Annotated in this window: 17 protein-coding genes; 13 read left to right on the top strand and 4 right to left on the bottom strand. The window is 38.8% G+C overall.

The features are described from left to right. The first annotated feature begins 81 nt into the window (after positions 1 to 81). The 6 genes from BM073_RS03425 (at position 82) to BM073_RS03400 (ending at position 6,820) form a co-directional block, all read left to right on the top strand. Positions 82 to 1,350, top strand: a complete 1,269-nt coding sequence (locus tag BM073_RS03425) for a serine hydrolase domain-containing protein (protein WP_091650392.1) — start codon at positions 82 to 84, stop codon at positions 1,348 to 1,350. 254 nt (positions 1,351 to 1,604) lie between these two features. Then, complete coding sequence (gene hisG / locus BM073_RS03420) at positions 1,605 to 2,465, top strand: ATP phosphoribosyltransferase (protein ID WP_091650389.1); 861 nt, start codon at positions 1,605 to 1,607, stop codon at positions 2,463 to 2,465. 21 nt (positions 2,466 to 2,486) lie between these two features. Beyond that, on the top strand, positions 2,487 to 3,782 hold the full coding sequence (gene hisD, locus BM073_RS03415) for a histidinol dehydrogenase (protein WP_091650387.1): 1,296 nt from the start codon (positions 2,487 to 2,489) through the stop codon (positions 3,780 to 3,782). Then, positions 3,779 to 4,831 (top strand): histidinol-phosphate transaminase, encoded by a 1,053-nt coding sequence (gene hisC, locus BM073_RS03410; RefSeq protein ID WP_091650384.1) that lies wholly within the window; start codon positions 3,779 to 3,781, stop codon positions 4,829 to 4,831. Before hisD ends, hisC begins: the two co-directional genes overlap by 4 nt. 7 nt (positions 4,832 to 4,838) lie before the next feature. Then, the gene (gene hisB, locus BM073_RS03405) at positions 4,839 to 5,936 is read left to right on the top strand and encodes a bifunctional histidinol-phosphatase/imidazoleglycerol-phosphate dehydratase HisB (protein ID WP_091650381.1); all 1,098 of its coding nucleotides are present in this window, start codon (positions 4,839 to 4,841) and stop codon (positions 5,934 to 5,936) included. Positions 5,937 to 6,022: 86 nt separating this feature from the next. Next, positions 6,023 to 6,820 (top strand): tetratricopeptide repeat protein, encoded by a 798-nt coding sequence (locus BM073_RS03400; protein ID WP_091650379.1) that lies wholly within the window; start codon positions 6,023 to 6,025, stop codon positions 6,818 to 6,820. Here the strand turns inward: BM073_RS03400 and BM073_RS03395 are convergent. Beyond that, positions 6,817 to 7,695, bottom strand: coding sequence for an ATP-grasp domain-containing protein (locus tag BM073_RS03395; protein WP_091650377.1), 879 nt, complete (start codon positions 7,693 to 7,695; stop codon positions 6,817 to 6,819). The two genes, BM073_RS03400 and BM073_RS03395, sit on opposite strands and share 4 nt — an antisense overlap. Positions 7,696 to 7,790: 95 nt before the next feature. On the opposite strand from BM073_RS03395, the gene BM073_RS03390 reads away from it, so the two are divergent. Further along, positions 7,791 to 8,570, top strand: coding sequence for a polyprenol monophosphomannose synthase (locus tag BM073_RS03390; RefSeq protein WP_091650373.1), 780 nt, complete (start codon positions 7,791 to 7,793; stop codon positions 8,568 to 8,570). Here BM073_RS03390 and BM073_RS03385 read toward each other — a convergent pair. Further along, positions 8,521 to 9,735, bottom strand: a complete 1,215-nt coding sequence (locus tag BM073_RS03385) for an ABC transporter permease (RefSeq protein ID WP_091650370.1) — start codon at positions 9,733 to 9,735, stop codon at positions 8,521 to 8,523. The two genes, BM073_RS03390 and BM073_RS03385, sit on opposite strands and share 50 nt — an antisense overlap. A gap of 39 nt (positions 9,736 to 9,774) precedes the next feature. Here BM073_RS03385 and BM073_RS03380 point away from each other — a divergent pair, with 39 nt between their 5' ends. The 6 genes from BM073_RS03380 to BM073_RS03355 all read left to right on the top strand — a co-directional run bounded on the left by BM073_RS03380 (position 9,775) and on the right by BM073_RS03355 (position 15,881). After that, complete coding sequence (locus tag BM073_RS03380; RefSeq protein WP_091650366.1) at positions 9,775 to 10,956, top strand: exo-beta-N-acetylmuramidase NamZ family protein; 1,182 nt, start codon at positions 9,775 to 9,777, stop codon at positions 10,954 to 10,956. A 31-nt stretch (positions 10,957 to 10,987) separates the two neighbouring features. Next, positions 10,988 to 11,914 (top strand): methionyl-tRNA formyltransferase, encoded by a 927-nt coding sequence (gene fmt / locus BM073_RS03375; protein ID WP_217643087.1) that lies wholly within the window; start codon positions 10,988 to 10,990, stop codon positions 11,912 to 11,914. Positions 11,915 to 11,959: 45 nt separating this feature from the next. Next, positions 11,960 to 12,466, top strand: coding sequence for a dihydrofolate reductase (locus BM073_RS03370; RefSeq protein ID WP_091650364.1), 507 nt, complete (start codon positions 11,960 to 11,962; stop codon positions 12,464 to 12,466). After that, complete coding sequence (locus BM073_RS03365) at positions 12,459 to 13,247, top strand: SDR family oxidoreductase (RefSeq protein WP_091650362.1); 789 nt, start codon at positions 12,459 to 12,461, stop codon at positions 13,245 to 13,247. The genes BM073_RS03370 and BM073_RS03365 overlap by 8 nt, the downstream gene beginning before the upstream one ends. A gap of 4 nt (positions 13,248 to 13,251) precedes the next feature. Then, positions 13,252 to 14,508: a competence/damage-inducible protein A gene (locus BM073_RS03360; protein ID WP_091650359.1), complete on the top strand. Its 1,257-nt coding sequence runs from the start codon at positions 13,252 to 13,254 to the stop codon at positions 14,506 to 14,508. An 86-nt stretch (positions 14,509 to 14,594) separates the two neighbouring features. Continuing rightward, on the top strand, positions 14,595 to 15,881 hold the full coding sequence (locus tag BM073_RS03355) for a dihydrolipoamide acetyltransferase family protein (protein ID WP_091650355.1): 1,287 nt from the start codon (positions 14,595 to 14,597) through the stop codon (positions 15,879 to 15,881). Positions 15,882 to 15,906: 25 nt separating this feature from the next. On the opposite strand, the gene BM073_RS03350 is transcribed toward BM073_RS03355, so the two are convergent. Together BM073_RS03350 and BM073_RS03345 are read right to left on the bottom strand one after the other, a co-directional pair. Further along, entirely contained in the window at positions 15,907 to 18,753 is a 2,847-nt protein-coding gene (locus BM073_RS03350; protein ID WP_091650352.1) for a PAS domain-containing hybrid sensor histidine kinase/response regulator, read from the bottom strand. Then, positions 18,753 to 19,760 carry a PDC sensor domain-containing protein gene (locus BM073_RS03345; RefSeq protein ID WP_091650348.1) on the bottom strand — a complete coding sequence of 336 codons (1,008 nt, stop codon included), beginning with the start codon at positions 19,758 to 19,760 and terminating at the stop codon, positions 18,753 to 18,755. The genes BM073_RS03350 and BM073_RS03345 overlap by 1 nt, the downstream gene beginning before the upstream one ends.

Genomic DNA, 19,760 nt, shown 5'->3' with positions numbered 1-19,760 from the left:
ATTTAACATCTTATAAAATAACTGAGCAAAAAAACTCAGACCTACATATCCCTCACTACCTACCTAGCAATAACCCAGATCATGAAAACATCCCTTTCTCCCCTAGTTATCATTCTTCTTCTTTTATCTTTCTGTAGTCCCAAAGAAGAAACGAAAACAGAATTCTGGGTTGACCAGACCGTCAAAAATCGAATTGACTCTACGCTCAATAGCTTTGTGGAGTCTGGAAATGTAGCAGGAATTTCAGCTTTGGTTTATGAAAAAGGCGAGGAAGTTTATTTCAACGCATTTGGGTATGCCGATAGAGAAGCAGGTGTTCCTATGGACAGAAACACCATCGTGAAGATATATTCTATGACCAAGCCTGTCACTGGAGTAGCTTTAATGTCTCTTTATGAAAAAGGAAAGTTTCAGTTGGATGATCCGCTTGAAATGTATTTACCGGAATTTTCAGATATGAAGGTTTATCAAGGGGTTGATAAGGATGGAAAAATGATCTTGGTGGATGCGGAAAGACCTATCAGCATCAGGGATATCACCCGTCATACTGCAGGCTTTCCAAATAGAAATGATATCCCAGGTCTAAGTGAGGTCATGGCTGAAAAAGATGCGAGAAGTTTTAATAATACACTTGCCAGTATGGCTCAAAAAATGGGTAGCACACCTTTATGGTTTCACCCTGGAACCCAGTGGGAATACGGCCTTTCTGTGGATGTGCAGGCATATTTGGTAGAAAAAATAGCAGGAGTTCCATACAAGGAATATGTTCAACAAACTATTCTGGATCCCCTGGGAATGAATGAAACACAATATTACGTCCCTGAAAATCTCAGAAATAGAGTGGCCGCAATGTATAATCGAACTGGAGAAGGTCAATTGGAAAGAATAGTGGACTCTGTAGCTCATGAATTTAATTTCAATGAATGGCCACTGACTCCAGGAGGTTTTGGATTGACGAGCACTTTGGATGATTACATGAAATTTGCTCAGATGCTGGTAAATAATGGAAGCTACAAAGGGGTACAAATCCTAGAACCAGAGACGATCAAATTGATGAGTACTGACCACTTACCAGATTCAATTACTGAGAAATCTTGGCTTCCAAGCAAAGGAAATGTAGGGTTTGGGATTGATTTTGCAGTAAGAAAAGCACCACCTTCCGATGAAAAGGAAAATAATGGCGTGGTAGGAGAATTCTTCTGGGACGGAGCTGCAAGTACCCTGTTTTGGGTAGATCCTGTCAATGAAATAACCGCAGTCCTATTTGTGCAACTTTTCCCGTATGACGGAATAGGTTTACACAAAAAGTTCAGAGATGCAGTTTACGGGTCATATAAAGCCCCGAATTAATTCAAAAAAACGAAAACTATCTTCAGGTTTGGATGTTTTAATTCCGTGCTTAACTTTGCCATCAGAAATGAACATCCAAACCACATATTGTACTTTTAGAGCAGCAGGCCACATGAGCCATTTGTTGCATCATTTCCATCATTCCTCTTGAGAGGAATTATTTTACACACCCACCCGGTGACGCCGATGACAGGGATTCGGCCTTTCACCAAAATTTATTACTAGCCTTTTATTTCTTAGCGTAACTTGCTATCATGGAAAAAATTATCCGTATTGCCGTTCAAAAAAGCGGTAGACTTTCAGACGATTCATTAAGCCTCATAAAAGAATGTGGCATCAAATTTTACAATGGAACGGGGAAACTCAAGTCCACATCCACCAACTTTCCGATCGAATTCCTCTTTTTAAGAGATGACGATATTCCAGGCTACGTAGCCGATGGAGTGGCTGATTTGGGAATCGTTGGGGAAAACGAATTAGTAGAAAAAGACAAAGACGTCACTACCCTAAAAAAATTAGGATTCTCAAAGTGTAGACTTTCCTTAGCCATCCCAAAAGGTCAAGAGTATTCCGGAATAGAATATTTTCAAGGGAAAAACATTGCCACATCTTATCCTAAAATTCTTGGAGATTATCTTGAATCCAAAAAAATACAGGCATCTATCCATGAAATTTCCGGTTCAGTGGAAATTGCTCCAAGTATAGGTTTGGCAGAAGGAATTTGTGATATCGTCAGTTCAGGTTCCACCTTGATGATGAATGGTCTGAAAGAAGTGGAAGAAATATTCAGATCAGAGGCAGTTTTGATTGCCAATAAAGATTTGGAAGAATCCAAAAAGCAAATCGTAGACAAATTGCTTTTCAGGATGAACGCTGTTCAAAAAGGAAAAAGCAATAAATATGTACTTCTGAATGCTCCAAACGAGTCTTTGGAAAAAATTGTCAGCCTAATCCCAGGTATGAGAAGTCCTACCATTCTTCCTTTAGCTCAAGAAGGCTGGTCGTCTGTTCACTCGGTATTGAATGAGGATCAATTTTGGGAAAATATCGAGGAATTACGTGCCGCTGGTGCAGAGGGAATCTTAGTAGTCCCAATTGAAAAAATGGTGATTTAAATTGCTCTTAACGCGAATAACATGAAAATATTGGTCAATCCTGGTCCATCTTCTTGGAAAAAAGAACTTGCCAGACCGGTTTTTAAAACCAAAGAAATCAATAAAATCGTCAAGCCTATCCTAAGAAAGGTAAAACGAAGTGGAGACAAATCTCTCTATAAGTTCGCACATGAATACGATCATGTTGATTTGGATTCTTTATTGGTAGATGATACAGAAATAAAAGCAGCTGCTGCTGCCTTGGCGCCAGAGCTAAGAGAGGCTATACAAACCGCAAAAGCCAATATTGAACGCTTTCATGCTGCACAATTCAACCCTGAATTAGTAGAGGAAGTAATGCCAGGCGTGATTTGTAAAAGAAAAAGCGTACCTATTCAAAAAGTTGGCCTATATATCCCGGGAGGAACAGCCCCCCTTTTTAGTACAGTTCTGATGCTGGGAGTACCTGCTAAATTAGCTGGCTGTAAAGAAATAGTGTTGTGCACCCCTCCTAATCGAGAAGGAAAAGTGCATCCAGCTATACTCTTTACCGCCGAACTGATAGGTATTGATAAAATTGTAAAGGTAGGCGGAGCTCAAGCGATTGCTGCCTTAACTTTTGGTACAGAATCAGTGCCAGCTGTTGATAAAATATTTGGTCCAGGAAATCAATTTGTTACCGCAGCCAAACAATTGGCGACCAAATACGGAGTTGCCATAGATATGCCTGCCGGCCCCTCTGAGGTATTGGTTTATGCTGACGAATCTGCTATTCCAGCCTTTGTTGCAGCTGATTTACTATCTCAGGCTGAGCACGGCGTAGATTCTCAGGTAGTTTTGGTAACTCATTCCGAGAAGTTTGCCAAAAAAGTCTTGAAGGAAGTTGACTCTCAGTGGGGAGACTTGTCCCGAAAAGATATTGCTAAAAAAGCTCTCAACAATTCAGTTGCTGTGGTACTGGATGATCAGGAAAGTGCATTGGCCTTAATTAATGCCTACGCTCCTGAGCATTTGATCATTGCTGTAGAAAATGAAGAAGAAGTAGTTGCAGGAATTGTCAATGCAGGATCTGTATTTATTGGGAATTACACACCAGAATCTGCAGGTGATTATGCCAGTGGCACCAACCACACACTGCCTACCTATGGCTATGCCAAAAACTACAGCGGTGTCTCCTTGGATAGTTTCGTGAAAAAAATAACCTATCAAAAGATTACCGAAGAAGGATTAAAAAACCTTGGGCCTACAGTAGAGATTATGGCTGCTAATGAGTTGCTTGACGCTCACAAAAATGCCGTAACTATTCGTCTTAACTATTTGAAAAAGAATAAACTATGAGTTTTGACTTAAACTCACTTTTAAGGCCGCATATTGTAAATTTACAGCCTTACACTTCGGCTCGTGACGAGTATACAGGCAAGGAAGGAGTCTTTTTGGATGCGAATGAAAATCCTTACGGCTCTATAACAGATCAGGATTTCAACCGATATCCAGACCCTTACCAATCTGAACTGAAAGAGAAGATAGCTGCTATTAAAAATGTAAAACCAAGTCAGATTTTCTTGGGAAATGGGTCAGATGAAGCTATTGATTTGCTTTTTAGGGCCTTCTGCAATCCCGGAGTGGACAATGTAATCCTTTTGCCCCCTACCTATGGAATGTATGAAGTTAGCGCTTCAATCAATGATGTAGCAGTTAAAAAAGTACCCCTAACGGCTGACTTCCAGTTGCAGACTGATTTGATTTTCGAAGCTATCAATGATAAAACGAAAATAATTTTTGTATGTAGCCCGAATAATCCGAGTGGTAATAAGGTAAAAAGATCAGATGTACTGCTGCTTCTCAAGCACTTTAATGGCTTGGTTGTAGTGGACGAGGCTTATATTGACTTCAATGATGAACCGAGTTTTACCAATCATTTGAAGGATTTCCCGAACCTCCTCGTCATGCAGACATTTTCCAAAGCATGGGGTTTAGCCTCTTTAAGACTTGGAATGGCATTCGCTTCTGAGGAACTCATCAAAATCCTAAACAGAATAAAGCCTCCTTATAATATTTCAGGACTAACTCAGGAAACTGTCCTTGCAGCAATTGATAAGCAGAATAAGGTAGATTCCATGATCCAAAAAATACTGGATGAAAGGGACTTTCTTGAAAAGCACTTATTGGAAATTGATGCAGTTCAAAAAATCCATCCATCGCAAGCAAACTTCCTTCTTGTAAAAGTACCTGCAGCCAATCAGGTGTACGAGCAATTGATCGAAAATAAAATAATTGTGAGGAATCGCGCAAAGGTTCAACTATGCGAGAATTGCCTTCGGATTTCCGTTGGAACCAGGGATGAAAACAAAGCCTTTATCAAGGCCTTGAAAGCCATATTAGATTAATTTACTTATGAAAAAGAAAGTATTGTTTATAGATCGTGATGGAACCATCATCAAGGAGCCACCTACTGATTTTCAGGTAGATAGTTTAGAGAAATTAGAATTTATTCCCAAAGCGATCTCAAACTTAAGAAAAATAGCAGAGGAGACTGATTACGAATTGGTTATGGTTACCAATCAAGATGGATTGGGTACCGATTCATTTCCTGAAAAGGACTTTTGGCCAGCTCAATTTAAAATGTTGAAGACTTTAGAGCAGGAAAATATTTTCTTCAAGGCCATTCATATTGACAAGACATTTGAGCATGAGAATGCACCAACCCGAAAGCCTCGAACAGGCCTGTTAACCGAATATTTTTCTGAGGAATATGATCTGGCTAACTCCTATGTAATTGGGGATCGATTGACTGATGTTCAATTGGCGGAAAACCTAGGAGCTAAAGCTATTTTCATTGGAAAAGAGCAGGAAAAAGCAGCCTTAAGCACGGAAAATTGGGATGAAATCTATGAATTCCTGAAAATGCCATCTAGGTCCGCTGAAGTAAAAAGAAAGACTTCAGAAACAGATATTTTGATTCGCCTGAATTTAGATGGAAGCGGAAAATGCGATATCTCCACTGGCCTTCACTTCTTTGATCACATGCTGGAGCAACTCGGAAAACATGGATCCACAGACTTGGAAATCAAGGTGAAAGGAGATCTTCACATCGATGAACATCATACCATAGAAGATACGGCTTTAGCTTTAGGCGAAGCTTATTTAAAGGCTTTGGGCGATAAAAAAGGCATTTATCGATATGGCTTTCTCTTACCTATGGATGATGCTTTGGCTCAGGTAGCCATTGATTTTGGCGGAAGACCTTGGATAGTTTGGGATGCGGAATTCAAAAGAGAAAAGGTCGGAGACATGCCGACAGAGCTCTTTTATCATTTCTTCAAATCATTTTCAGATACCGCTAAGTGTAATCTTAATATCAAGGTTGAAGGAGATAATGAGCACCATAAAATTGAGGCAATTTTCAAAGGATTGGCCCGAGCTATCAAAATGGCGGTGACAAGAGATCCTAGAAATATCAATCAATTACCAAGTACTAAAGGGGTTTTGTAGGCTTACAAGCTCAACATTTTCAAAGGGTTGAAAAATAATTTTTATTGAATTGTTTTTTAACCCTTTATTTTTTTGTTTATTTAGGTATGCTACGAAAAATACATAAACCAACTGTTCTATTTTTGCTCCTGATTCTTTCATCTTGTTCCTCAGATCTTTTTCAGGCAGAGCAGCTGTTTTACAAAAAACAATATGAGGAAGCCATTTCGGAACTGAATAAATATCTTTTCTTGCATATAACTGATATTAAAGCTTTGCATTTAAGGGCCAGGTCCTATGAGGAGTTGGACAAGACAGATGAAGCGATACAAGACTATGAACGAATCATATCTATCAAACCTGATTATGCTCAAGCTTTTGCAGGAATTGGGAAAATTTTATTTGAACAGGAAAAGTATAAGGATGCAGAATTAGCACTTTTAAAAGCAGCTAAGCTGGATCCGGTTGATTACGAAATCCTTTATTTGGTGGGCAGGGCTTTAATGATGACCGAAGATTACAAAACAGCCAATAAATTCTTTGACAGAGCAAAAGAAATCAATCCCAAAGATGCCAAGCTCTATTTTTATCAAGGAATGGCCAGAGCCTATATAGGAGACCCATTAGGCTGTGCGGCTTCCTTTAATACTTATGTTCAAAAAGAGCCCAACAATGCCGTAGCTGTGTACAACAGAGGTTTTGCATATCTCCATTTGGGTTACTTAGAATATGCCCTAGAGGACTTTGAACAAGTTTTAAAGTTTAATCCAAACCATACAGAAGCCCTTGCAAAAAAGGGAATCTGTATGGCTAAAATGGGTAATTCTGATGGATGTATTTACATACAGCAAGCTGCCAGAAAAGGCTCAGATTATGCCCAAAGTAATTTAGATATTTGTTCTTAAAGCAACCTTTCGCTCAAGGCTTGAATGTAATTTGGTATGGCTTGAGGTGTAAGAGCTAAGAATAAATAAGGTTCGATAAGCTCTAACTCCATCAGGTGAAATTTACTGTCTACCATCACACCATCTACTCGGGCGTAAAGCGAATTCGAAGCAAATTCTCTTACAAATGATTTGGCCGATTCCAACATCTCGGGACTCGGCTCTATAACTTGAATTGTTCCCCCAAAATAATGCTGTACACGAAAATCTTCTTTTGCTGGAGTTTTCAAAACAGCATGAGACAATTTTCCATTGAAAAATATCATAGAATACTCTCCCACTTCAGCCACTTCCCTGATATAGGGTTGAACCAAAAAAGACTCATTTTCAAGTAAGTGATTTACTTTTTCACTGTAATTCTCCCAATCTTTCAAGGGAATTTTCAAGGTGTTTTTTGCGCCACCACTGATCAATGGTTTAACGACTACAATATCCGAAGACATTGCCTTTTGAATTTCAGTCAATGAAGCTTTACTCCCCTTCTCCAGTAGCTTTCCCGCAATTACCGGAAAGCCTCTTTCTTCAATTTCAAGCAAATAGGCCTTATTACTGTTCCATCGAATGGTATCCAAATCGTTTAAAACAGGAATTCCCAATTCCTTAATTTTTTCAATCCAATTGAGAAATTCAGGATAATAGTCAAAATAGTCCCAAACAGATTTAATCAGTAGGAATGAAAAATCTTCCCAGTTTACACTTGGATCAGACCAGGCAACTATCCGATTGGGAACCCCCAAATCATCTAATATTCCAGACAAAATCTCGTCTTCATTGACGGTATTTGTATCGTAAGCTCCGGTGGAAAAATAACTGACTATAGCAACAGACTGATTCATATCTTATTTTTTGGCAAAAGTAGTCTTTAAGGAAAATTTGTAAATACCATTCTTCAAAAACCGTTAGTAAACCTTACTTTTGATTTTCGGAAAAAATGAAGCACCAAAAATTAGTCATCATCCCCACCTACAATGAAATCGAAAACATTCCTGCAATGATTTCGAAGGTCATGGATTTGGAAGGAGATTTTGAACTTTTAATCATAGACGATCAATCACCTGACGGAACAGCTGAGGCAGTGAAAAGTCTTCAGGCCTCATTTCCAGAAAGACTACATTTGATTGAACGAAAAGGCAAATTGGGATTAGGTACAGCCTATATCACTGGATTCAAATGGGCCTTGAAAAATGGCTATGACTATATTTTTGAAATGGATGCAGATTTTTCTCACAATCCCAAAGATTTGATTCGACTTTATGAAGCTTGCGCGGAACAAGGATTCGACCTGTGCATAGGTTCTCGATATATCACAGGTGTGAATGTAGTCAATTGGCCAATTGGAAGGGTTTTGATGTCTTATTTTGCTTCAGTTTATGTCAAATTCATCACTGGGTTACCTATCAAAGATGCCACTGCAGGCTTTAAATGTTATCATAGGTCCGTTCTAGCAGGAATCAATTTGGATGAAATCAGATTTATTGGTTATGCATTCCAAATTGAAATGAAATTCACTGCCTGGAAGCTAGGATTTAAGATTAAGGAGGTTCCTATCATATTTACTGACAGAACTAAAGGCACTTCAAAAATGAGCTCTGGAATATTCCAGGAAGCCGTTTTTGGAGTTATTTGGATGAAAATCAAAAGTATTTTCTCTCCTTACCGCCTTAATCAAAACGTATTGACTGGATTGGATTTACCCGAGAAATCACAATAACAGGAATCCACAAAACTGCTGCAGTTAAGATAGTAATGCCCAAATTGATGGCTATAAAAACAGGCCAATTCCAGTCAATAGGCACATAACTCATATAATAACTTTCCGCATCTAAAGGAATCAAGTTGAAAGTGGATTGAAGAAAACCTAGACCCAAGCCAACCGCATTTCCGACCAGAAGGCCTCTTCCCAAAATGCGAATTCCATTCCAGAAAAATATTCTTCTAATCTGCGCATTTTTAGCACCCAAGGCTTTCAGCAAACCAATCATCTGAGTTCTCTCCATAATGAGAATAAAGAGAATGGCTCCCATGTTGAAAACAGCTACAAAACCAATTAAAGTAATAAAGACATATACATTGGTATCCAGTAACTTAAGCCAGTCAAAAATCTCTAGGTACTTATCTTGAGAATTGATCAATTTTAAATCCAAATCCAGGATATTTTCCATCTCAGATACTTGTTGAGAATTGGGTTGCTCCTTGACAAATACTTCCAAACCACCAACCTGCTCAGGCTTCCATCCATTCAAATTTCTAATCGTCTGAAGCTCACCTATGACAATTTTTTCATCAAAATTTTCCAGAAAAGTCTCATAAATCCCAACTACCTCTACCCTTCTGTATCGTGGTGGATCCTGCACAAAATAGAGTATGATTTTATCGCCTACATTTAAAAGCAATCTATTGGCAATTAGACGACTAAGCATTACTTCATTGGAAGTTCCTTCTTCAGGAATTTTGATAAGCCTTCCAGATACTAAATACTTTTTAAAAGTCAGTGTATCAAAGTCTTGTCCCACACCTTTCATCAAGATTCCTTCTACTTCCTGATCCCCTTTAATGAGTGCTGCCTTATGAGCAAAGGACTGAATTCTCTCTACGAAATCCAGATTATGATAATTCTTTGCAAAATCGCTTTCAAGTGAAAAAGGAGCCTCCTCAAAAGCATTGCTCATGGTAAAACGTTGTACCTGATAATGGCCTGTAAAGCTATAAACCTTATCAGCAACAGTTTTTTGGAACCCTCCCAAAACCATAAAGGCAAGGATAGAAACAGCCACTCCCAATGCCAAACTTCCCACTGCAATCCCATGAATGGTTGCAGAGAAGCCGCCTGCACGGCGAAAACTGATTCTTTTAGCAATGAAATAGGAAAGGTTCAATGGAGTGATTTAATTTGTCTAAACACAGCGCAAAATAGCATGAAGCACACGAAAAACTTATTTCTCATACTTTTTTTGACAAGTATTTGTTTCCTTTTCCCTTTTTCACCCAACCAATCTTTTGGACAGATTTTGATGGGCTCCGAAAGGCCAGACCTATATCTCACTCATCTTCAGGGGAAAAAAGTAGGGATCGTGGCCAATCAGACTTCTATCATGCCTCAATCCTCCAATCAACATATCGTAGATTACCTCTTGAGTCAAAACGTAAATCTAAAGAAGGTTTTTGTCCCGGAACATGGATTTAGAGGTACTGCAGATGCAGGGGAGAAAGTAGACAATAGTGTGGACCAAAAAACAGGGCTCCCAATTATTTCTCTTTATGGAAATAATAAAAAGCCTTCGGCTGATCAAATTAAAGATCTGGATGTAATCATTTTTGATTTGCAGGATGTTGGAGTCAGGTTTTATACCTATATCTCTACTATGCATTACATCATGGAGGCAGCGGCTGAGAATGGTAAAGAAGTTATCATATTTGACAGGCCTAACCCAAATGGAAATTATGTGGCTGGCCCCGTTTTGAAAAAAGGCTTTGAAAGCTTTGTGGGAATGCATCCGATTCCTGTTGTTCATGGGCTTACTGTAGGAGAATTAGCACAGATGATCAATGGGGAAAAATGGTTGAAAGGTGGTTTAACCTGTCAAATCAAGGTCATCCCTATGAATGGTTGGAGCCATTCTAGTATTTACAGTTTACCAGTCAAGCCCTCTCCCAACCTTCCCAACGACCTGTCTGTAAAATTATATCCTAGCACCTGTTTCTTTGAAGGTACAGTGGTCTCATTGGGCAGAGGGACTTATTTTCCATTTCAGGTTTATGGATATCCCGATCCCAAATTCGGAGAATTTACCTTTACGCCTGTGAGTATTGATGGAATGTCCAAAACCCCTCCCCATCAGGATAAGTTATGCTATGGTAGAGACTTGCGAAAAGAATCTTTGGACCATCGATTTACCTTGGAATATCTCGTTGAAGCATTCCAAAAGTCTGGAATGAAGGAAAAATTCTTCAATAACTATTTCAATACTTTAGCAGGTACAGATCAAATCAAAAAAATGATTCTAGCCGGCAAATCAGCATCTGAAATAGAGGCCTTATGGCAATCAGAGCTGGAGAGTTTCAACAAACTTAGGCTTAACTACTTACTGTATAAGTGATCCCATAATTTAGAATGTACAAACCAACTTCATGAGTAATAAAAATCTTAGAATAGTATACATGGGCACTCCTGAATTTGCGGTGCCAGCATTGGAAAAATTAGTAGAAGCAGGTTGGAATGTCGTAGGTGTAATTACAGCTCCTGATAAGCCTCAAGGACGTGGGCAAAAGCTGGTAGGCTCACCTGTTAAGCAAGCTGCAGAAAAACTTGGCTTGAATATACTGCAACCAAAAAATCTCAAAAGCGAGGAGTTTCAGGAAGAACTAAAAAGCTTGAAAGCTGACCTTCAAATTGTGGTGGCTTTTAGAATGTTGCCTGAATCAGTTTGGAGTATGCCCCCCTTAGGCACTTTTAACCTTCATGCCTCATTACTTCCAAATTATCGTGGGGCAGCTCCTATCAACTGGGCCATTATCAACGGAGAAACCGAAACGGGAGTCACTACTTTTTTTCTCAAACACGAGATCGATACCGGGAGCATCATTTATCAAGAAAAGGTCCCAATTCTTCCGGAAGAAAACTTGGGAGATGTGTACGAAAAGTTGATGAATATAGGCTCTGACTTGGTTCTAAAAACTGTCGAAGATATTGCTAAAGATGAAGTGAAAGCTCTACCACAAGATGAAAGTAAAGCCATTCATCATGCTCCGAAAATTTTCAAGGAAACCTGCAAGATAAATTGGGAAAATACGGCGGAAGACATTCACAACCTGGTAAGGGGACTTTCTCCCTACCCTGCAGCTTGGACAGAGTTAGATGGTAAATTTTGCAAAATCTATCAAACGGAGTTGCTGTCCTCTTCAAGTAATTCTGAACCTGGGAAGCTTTATACCGACGGTAAAACTTATTTGAGAATAGGAACTTCAAAAGGACAACTGGGTATACTGGAGCTGCAAATTGAAGGAAAAAAACGAATGAAAGTCGAAGACTTTCTAAGAGGGTATAAATTTGAATAAGAGTCAATAAGGTTTAAACGTCTTAAATCAGTCAAGCAATCTTGTATGGAAATAATATTAGTAGCAGCAATAGGGAAAAATAGAGTTTTGGGCAAAGACAATGAATTGCTTTGGAGACTACCTGCTGATTTTAAAAGGTTCAAAGCCATCACCTCCGGCAATTACCTTTTGATGGGACGTAAAACCTTTGAGTCCTTGGGTAAACCATTGCCCAATAGAACGCATCTAGTAATTACCCGTGACCCAAACTATCAAGTTCCTGAAGGACATTACCAGTTCACAAGCTTTGAGAAAGCATTTACTTTCTGCAAGAAACTGGATTTAGATAAGCTCTTTGTCATTGGAGGTGGAGAGATTTATACACAGACACTAAAAATGGCTGATAAGATGCTTTTGACTGAAGTAGAAGCCTCACCTGAAGGAGATACTTTTTTCCCTGAATTCGATAAGAGTAACTGGAAGGAAACTTTCAGAGAATTCCATCCGGCAGATGAAAAGCATGCTTATGCTTTTTCCTTTGTAGATTACGAAAAAAAGAGTCACAATGAGTGAAAACAAAGTGATTTGGATAACCGGTGCATCCTCAGGAATCGGCGAGGCCTGCTGTAAAAAATTCAATCAAGAAGGATATCGAGTTATCCTATCTGCCAGAAATAAAAAAGAGTTGACCAGAGTTCAAAGCTCTCTTAACTACCCGGAAAACAGTCAAATACTTCCTCTAGATCTTGCTGAACTAGGAAATGTGGATGAATTGGTACAAAAGGCAATTGGACTTTTTGGTCATGTTGATGTGCTTTTACATAATGGAGGAATCAGTCAGCGCTCTCTTATACACGAGACAGCTTTAGATGTAGACCGACGCTTGATGGAAGTAAATTATTTTGGGACCATCACTTTGACCAAAGCCCTTTTACCCCATTTTATCCACCGGAAAAAGGGGCATTTTGGGGTAGTGACTAGTTTGGTAGGGAAATTTGGCACCCCATTTAGATCATCTTACGCCGCCTCTAAACATGCGCTACATGGTTTTTTCGATACATTGAGGGCAGAGCATCATCAGGATCAAATTCAAGTTACCTTGATATGTCCAGGCTTCATCAAAACCCAGGTTTCTGTCAATGCTTTAACTTCGGATGGAAGTCCCTTAAACTTAATGGATGATGCACAGGCAAACGGAATGAGTCCAGAAGAGTGTGCTAATCAAATTTTTCAAGCTATAACCAAACAAAAACGGGAAGTATTGATTGGAGGAAAAGAAACAATGGGAGTTTACCTGAAAAGATTCTTCCCTGGTATTTTCGCCAAATTCCTAACAAAAGCCAAAGTCAGATAAGTAAATGAAGCTAGTAAAAGCAGAAATCATAGCCATAGGAGACGAATTGCTGTATGGACAAATCATGGATACTAATAGTCACTGGATTTCCCAGCAATTAGACCTAAAAGGTGTAAAGGTGGTAAGAAAAACTACCGTCGGAGATAATAGAGAAGATATTTTAAAGGCTTTTTCAGAGGCTGAAAAAAGGGCGGATTTAGTGCTTATTACAGGTGGGCTAGGCCCAACTCAGGATGACTTGACCAAACCCTTATTGGCTGAGTATTTCAATTGCCCTGTAATTGAAGTTCCGGATGCTGTTAAAGCGATTACAGAGTTTTTCAAAAGAAGAGGCCGAGAAATGACCCCTTTGAATGTCTTACAGGGACATTTGCCTTCCTGTTGTGAATACGTTCCTAATCCAGTGGGAACTGCGCCGGGCATGTGGTTTGATCAGAATGAAACTTATTGGATGTCCATGCCGGGTGTACCTCATGAGATGAAGAGGCTCATGAATGACTTTGTTTTACCCAAATTACCAAGCCTGTTTGAGCTGCCAGTAATCTATCACAAGGTTATAAAAACCGCCGGTATTGGCGAAAGCTGGTTGGCTGATTTGATAGCTGATTGGGAAAATGCGTTGCCTGAACATATCAGATTAGCTTACCTTCCTTCGCTGGGACATGTGAAACTGAGGTTAACAGGTTTTGACAAGGATTTGAGTCAAATCCAGAAAGAAGTAGAAAATCAAATCCAGCTAGTATTACCTAAAATTGAAAAGTACGTATACGGGTTTAATGAAGAAACTCTGGAAACTGCTATCGGCAAGCTTTTGAAGAAAGCCGGGAAAACCCTAGCTTTGGCTGAGAGCTGTTCTGGAGGATATATTTCCCATTTGGTAACAAGCATCCCTGGATGTAGTGATTATTTTCAAGGTTCTTTGGTTCCTTATCACAACCAATACAAAAGAGATATCCTAGGAGTAAAAGAGGATACTTTAGCGAATTTTGGAGCTGTGAGCGAAGAAACTGTCCATGAAATGGCAAAAGGAATTAGAAGTTTATTTCATGCCGACTTCGGTTTAGCCTCTAGTGGGATAGCCGGACCTGATGGTGGAACAGATGAAAAACCAGTTGGAACTGTTTGGATAGCTTGTGCCGGAGATGGCTTTTCAGAAGCAAAAAAATTACAATTGACCCAAGACAGATTATTAAATATTCAATTAACTGGGGTTGCTGTTTTGAATTTATTAAGAGTTTGTATCTCTCAATACAACAAATAAAATTTTATACTAAAGGTTTGTTTCAAATGTTTTTAAAATTTAATTTTAAAAGTTGAATGTAAACCCAATTAAATACCGAAAATAGTATGGCGAGTGTAGAAATGCTGATGCCTAAAATGGGCGAAAGTATCATAGAAGGCACCATCCTTACCTGGTTAAAAAAAGAAGGCGACTCTATTGAGCAGGATGAATCCGTCCTGGAGGTTGCCACTGATAAGGTGGATACAGAAGTACCTGCAACCCATGCTGGTGTTTTGAAAAAAATATTGGCTAAAGAGGGAGAGGTAATAGCTGTAGGTGCTCCAATTGCCATCATTGAAACTTCTGGTGAAGAAACCGCCCCAGCTAATGCTTCTAAGCCTAAGGAAGAGGCTAAAGAAGAACTAGTAGCCGCTGCTCCGGAGAAAACTGAGACCTTGATTTCAAGCCCAGAGCCAGTAGTAGCGGATGGAGATGATAGATTCTATTCTCCTCTTGTCAAAAGCATTGCAAAAGAGGAAGGAATTGACGCTTCTGAACTTTCCAAAATACCTGGTACCGGCAAAGAAGGCCGAGTAACTAAGCAGGATATGTTGGATTATGTGAAAAACAGAAAGGCTGCACCAAGTGCATCCTCTCCTAGCCCATCCATAGCTGAACCTAAAGTTCAAGTAAGCGTTTCGGCCAATGATGAAATTATCGAGATGGATAGAATGCGCAAGATGATTGCGCAGCGTATGGTGGATTCCAAGAGAATTTCTCCGCACGTAACATCTTTTGTTGAGGCTGATATGACTAACATCGTATTATGGAGGGAGAAAAATAAAGAAGCATACAAAAAGAAATATGGAGAATCTATTACTTATACTCCATTCTTCATTGAAGCCATCGCCAAAGCAATCAGAGATTTCCCAATGATCAATATTTCCGTGGATGGAGATAGAATCATCAAGAAGAAAGATATCAATGTCGGAATGGCAGTAGCATTACCTTCTGGAAACCTGATTGTTCCAATCATAAAAAATGCAGATCAGTTAAACTTGGTGGGTATTTCCAAAAAAGTAAACGATCTAGCCAATAGAGCGAGAAATAACAAATTGACTGCCGATGACCTTTCGGGAGGCACATATACCGTATCCAATGTAGGCTCATTCGGGAATGTCATGGGTACTCCTATCATTCCTCAGCCTCAAGTTGCGATTATGGCCGTTGGTGCAATCGTCAAAAAACCTGCGGTGGTAGAAACACCTACTGGAGACGTGATTGCCATTCGACATAAAATGTTCTTATCGCATTCCTATGACCATAGAGTTGTTGATGGATCTTTGGGAGGAATGTTTGTCAGAAAAGTAGCAGATTATTTAGAGGAGTTTGATATGAATTCTTCCTTTTAAAATTGACCCCGGCTTGAGTCGGGGTTTATTTTTTCCTCTTTTCTATGATCTTTTTATAATAATGTTCCAATCTTTCAGCCAATACAGCTAATCGTATTGGTTTTGTTAGATAATCATCCATACCGGACTCTATAGCTTTCATTTGGTCTTCATCAAAGACGTTTGCTGAAAGTCCTATGATCACAAGATCCTTTTTCTTAGGGAGCTTTCTAATCTCATCGGTAGCTTCAAGACCATTCATTATAGGCATCTGTACATCCATCAGGACTATATCAAAATCCTGCTCTTTTATTCTTTCCACAGCTTCCTCTCCATTTCTGGCAACCTCGTATTGAAAACCCAATTGATTAAGCATTAACTTCATCAATTGTAGGTTCAAGTCATTATCTTCAGTCAAAAGAATTTTCAGAGGGTGTGTCTCACCCATTTCTTTGACCTCAGCCCAAGACAATTCTTTCTTGTCAGTTTTTAGACTATCCTTCTCTACTTTTTTTACCAAAACAGAAAATTCAAATACCGAGCCTATTCCCTTTTCACTACTAATAGCTAAATCTCCTCCTAAGAGCTCTATGAGCTTTTTCGCAATAGCTAATCCCAATCCAGTTCCTTGATAGTTTCGGGTTGCGGAGCTGTCTATCTGATAAAATGGTTCGCTTAACTTTTCCAGATGCTCGTCGGATATTCCTATCCCGGTATCGATGATTTTACAATTGATATAATAAGCATCACCGCTTATTTGCTCCAATCCTACGCTGACGTCTACTTTTCCTTTTTCAGGGGTAAACTTGATCGCATTTCCCACGAGATTCAAGAAAATCTGATTGATTTTCACTTTATCTCCCTGTGCTAAAAAGTCCTGTTTGCTATCTGATTGAAAATTGAATGCTATGTCTTTTTTATTTGCCAGTCCTGAAAGTATCTGTGCCTGATTCTCAAGCTCCTGCATAGGATCAAATACCTCATTGAAAATTTCAACTTTTCCGGCTTCAATTTTAGAGTAGTCCAAAATATCCTTGATTATACCAAGGAGCATATTTCCGGAATTTTTGATGATATCAACATATTGCTGTTGAATCGTATTCAACTTGGTTTGCTCCAAGAGATCTATAATTCCCAATAATCCATTCATCGGGGTTCTGATCTCATGACTCATATTGGCAAGGAAGTCTGACTTCGCTTTGCTGGCCTGATCCGCAGCATTCATAGCGTCCACCAATCCTTTTTCCCAAATTTTCTGAGTAGTAATATCTTTTGAAATAGACATCATTTTCTCAGCATCTAAGGGGAAGAATCTCATTTCAAAATGCCTCTCCCCATTTGGACTTTCCCATTTCACATTGATAGTCTGAATGGATCGTTTTTCTCTTGCCTTATAAAAAGCCTCTAAAACCACCTCAGTCTGACCATGTGGCACAAATTCCTGCAGGCTCTTTCCTAAAGTCTGACGTGAGGGTTCTTCCAATTCCTCTTTGTCCTGAACATGAAAATCAATAACTCTACTGTCATTATCATACAGAAAAATATTATCCGGGATATTGCCAATCAGAGTTCTTAGCCTATTTTCACTTTCTATCAGCTTAATTCTCGATTGATAAGTATCAGTGATATCTGTACAAATACCCATACCTCCGTTGAACCGACCTGAAGCATTAAAAATCAATTTTTCAAAAACTTTGAGCCTTATCCTTTTTCCATCTGGCATGACAAAATCATACTCAAAGTCAACCAAATCCTTTTTTTCATTCAATGCCTGAAAAATAATTGCACGTAGATTCTGAACCTCCACATTATCTGATTCTTCTTTGAAAGCAGATCTAAACTCATGAGGTTCCATGCCTAAAATATCTCGAACCTCATCACTGATGCGCGTTATCTGCCCTTTGGCGTCGTGGAAATAAACAAAACCTTTGAGCTCTTGAAGTAATAAATTCTGTTGATCAAATAGCTCGCTGATCTCCTGAATATTAGCTTCTTGAGTTCTTTGAAACTCTAAATTATTCTTTAAAGAAACTACAAAAAATCCCACAGTAAATATCAACAAGGCAACGAAACCTAGAAAAAGGAAAAAATACGTTTGGTAAATTCCCGAAGTCAAACTTTCTGCAGGAACGGCAAAGACCATCGCTCCAGATTCACTAGAAAGTACAAAACTAAATGGATACTGGGCAATAATCCCACTTGTCTCCTCATCATTCCTTTGCCAAGAAGCTTCATAAAAGCCCTTCAACCCTAAAGCCAAATCATTTTCTAAATCTGCAATTTTGCTTGCTTGAATCTGAATAGAATTATTGTTTAAAGGGATAAGCCGATCATCATAAATCAAAAATTTACCACTGCCTGGATTTAGATAATAATTCATCACATACTCCTTTGCATAGGAGACTAAATCCAGTGAATAAAGCACACGAAAGCCTTTTTTCCCTAAAATCAAATTGGAAAATCTCTTTTCATCAGTCGAGGGGAAACCTTTATCAGACTGGGTTCGAAAAAATTCAGTTCTATCATTTTTATTGAAAACCAAAACCGAATCCATCATATCCACCCAAACTGTATCTACTAATTGGGGGAAAGAATTAAACAATCTTCTAACCGCGTAGGTGAATTCTTCATCATAGTCATCCAACTCGTGATTGGGATCCTCCAGATAGTTGATTAATTCCTTGGACTCCTCTTCGAATCTTCTAATCTCAAGTTCAATACCACGAGAAGCGAGCTCAGTTTGTTTATTTAAAAACTCCTTTCTGGAATTTAACTGAGCATTAAAAATTGCCATGAAAAAGCTAAATCCCAAGGTGATTACCAAAAGGACTAAAAGTGATCCAATGACTAAGGTTAGCCAAAAATCAATACGGTAAGGCTTATTAGTTTCCATTAGCTTTTGATATTGATTTTAATGGCATACCACTCTATCTCTTTGAAAGCCCTGCATACTGCATCAGATAGGTAACTTTCCTCTATGAATTCAAATTGATCTTTAGATTCCAAAAGGAAAGCCTGACCCATTTTTCGAACTTCCCTACTTTTACTATTGAATAGATTAAAATCGGAAATTCTGAAGTTATCCGACCGGATAGTTTCCCGGTATACATGGTTTTTCAAAGGAGGCATGCTCAAGGCCTCGATAGCAGTAGATTTTCCGGCTACTATGTCCCCTTTTTTATTTACAATTAGATAGTCCCCATTAGTGTCTTCCAAAAATCTTTGAATCAAATGGTCTACTGTGATATCAATACCCAAAACAGCAAATAATTCATCTTGATCATAAACAGGCTTGATTAGTGACAAAATCCATCCTTGACCGGCTGGATCTATATATGGTTCAGGAATCCATGCATATCCCCTACTAGGATTATTTTCCTTGTCTGCTTTATAATAAAAATTAAAGTCCTTGACATTAATATTTGGATCTACTATACCTGCTGCATCATAAAAAGGATAAACTCTGGATACTTGATTCTCAGAGTTGGAATAGATCTGGGCTATAATATCATAACGATGAAAAACCTTTGAAAAAATCTCGTCCAATCCATTAGTATATTTAACTTCTTGTCTGGATATGGCATAATCTTCCGCTGAATTTAAGATGATTATGGAACTATAGTTGTCATCCTTGATATATAATCCTTCAGAAAAAGGACCATTCATCTTGTATTTATATCCTTCTAATTGTTTCAGAATTTGATCTTTGTTCCTGATCAGGGAATCATAAAAAACAGCAACAGAATCAATCTCTTTTTCCAGAGCATCTGCATGACTTTCAAAAGATGTAACTAATTCATGTAAACTTGCTTTATCAGCCTTCTTTTTCTTTTCCCGAAGATCAGAACATGCCGAAAAAAGAAGTAGAACGGAAACTAAAAATAGTAATGGGGCTCTCAT

Source organism: Algoriphagus ornithinivorans, assembly GCF_900115305.1.
Classification (GTDB): domain Bacteria; phylum Bacteroidota; class Bacteroidia; order Cytophagales; family Cyclobacteriaceae; genus Algoriphagus; species Algoriphagus ornithinivorans.
The sequence above is the reverse complement of the archived record's forward strand: the minus strand, read 5'-3'. Positions and strand labels throughout refer to the sequence as shown.

What these genes read in the sequence shown, in the direction of transcription:
- BM073_RS03425 (WP_091650392.1), top strand. Translation starts at nt 82, where the DNA reads ATGAAAACATCCCTTTCTCCCCTAGTTATCATTCTTCTTCTTTTATCT.
- hisG (WP_091650389.1), top strand. Translation starts at nt 1,605, where the DNA reads ATGGAAAAAATTATCCGTATTGCCGTTCAAAAAAGCGGTAGACTTTCA.
- hisD (WP_091650387.1), top strand. Translation starts at nt 2,487, where the DNA reads ATGAAAATATTGGTCAATCCTGGTCCATCTTCTTGGAAAAAAGAACTT.
- hisC (WP_091650384.1), top strand. Translation starts at nt 3,779, where the DNA reads ATGAGTTTTGACTTAAACTCACTTTTAAGGCCGCATATTGTAAATTTA.
- hisB (WP_091650381.1), top strand. Translation starts at nt 4,839, where the DNA reads ATGAAAAAGAAAGTATTGTTTATAGATCGTGATGGAACCATCATCAAG.
- BM073_RS03400 (WP_091650379.1), top strand. Translation starts at nt 6,023, where the DNA reads ATGCTACGAAAAATACATAAACCAACTGTTCTATTTTTGCTCCTGATT.
- BM073_RS03395 (WP_091650377.1), bottom strand. Translation starts at nt 7,695, where the DNA reads ATGAATCAGTCTGTTGCTATAGTCAGTTATTTTTCCACCGGAGCTTAC.
- BM073_RS03390 (WP_091650373.1), top strand. Translation starts at nt 7,791, where the DNA reads ATGAAGCACCAAAAATTAGTCATCATCCCCACCTACAATGAAATCGAA.
- BM073_RS03380 (WP_091650366.1), top strand. Translation starts at nt 9,775, where the DNA reads ATGAAGCACACGAAAAACTTATTTCTCATACTTTTTTTGACAAGTATT.
- fmt (WP_217643087.1), top strand. Translation starts at nt 10,988, where the DNA reads ATGAGTAATAAAAATCTTAGAATAGTATACATGGGCACTCCTGAATTT.
- BM073_RS03370 (WP_091650364.1), top strand. Translation starts at nt 11,960, where the DNA reads ATGGAAATAATATTAGTAGCAGCAATAGGGAAAAATAGAGTTTTGGGC.
- BM073_RS03365 (WP_091650362.1), top strand. Translation starts at nt 12,459, where the DNA reads ATGAGTGAAAACAAAGTGATTTGGATAACCGGTGCATCCTCAGGAATC.
- BM073_RS03360 (WP_091650359.1), top strand. Translation starts at nt 13,252, where the DNA reads ATGAAGCTAGTAAAAGCAGAAATCATAGCCATAGGAGACGAATTGCTG.
- BM073_RS03355 (WP_091650355.1), top strand. Translation starts at nt 14,595, where the DNA reads ATGGCGAGTGTAGAAATGCTGATGCCTAAAATGGGCGAAAGTATCATA.
- BM073_RS03350 (WP_091650352.1), bottom strand. Translation starts at nt 18,753, where the DNA reads ATGGAAACTAATAAGCCTTACCGTATTGATTTTTGGCTAACCTTAGTC.
- BM073_RS03345 (WP_091650348.1), bottom strand. Translation starts at nt 19,760, where the DNA reads ATGAGAGCCCCATTACTATTTTTAGTTTCCGTTCTACTTCTTTTTTCG.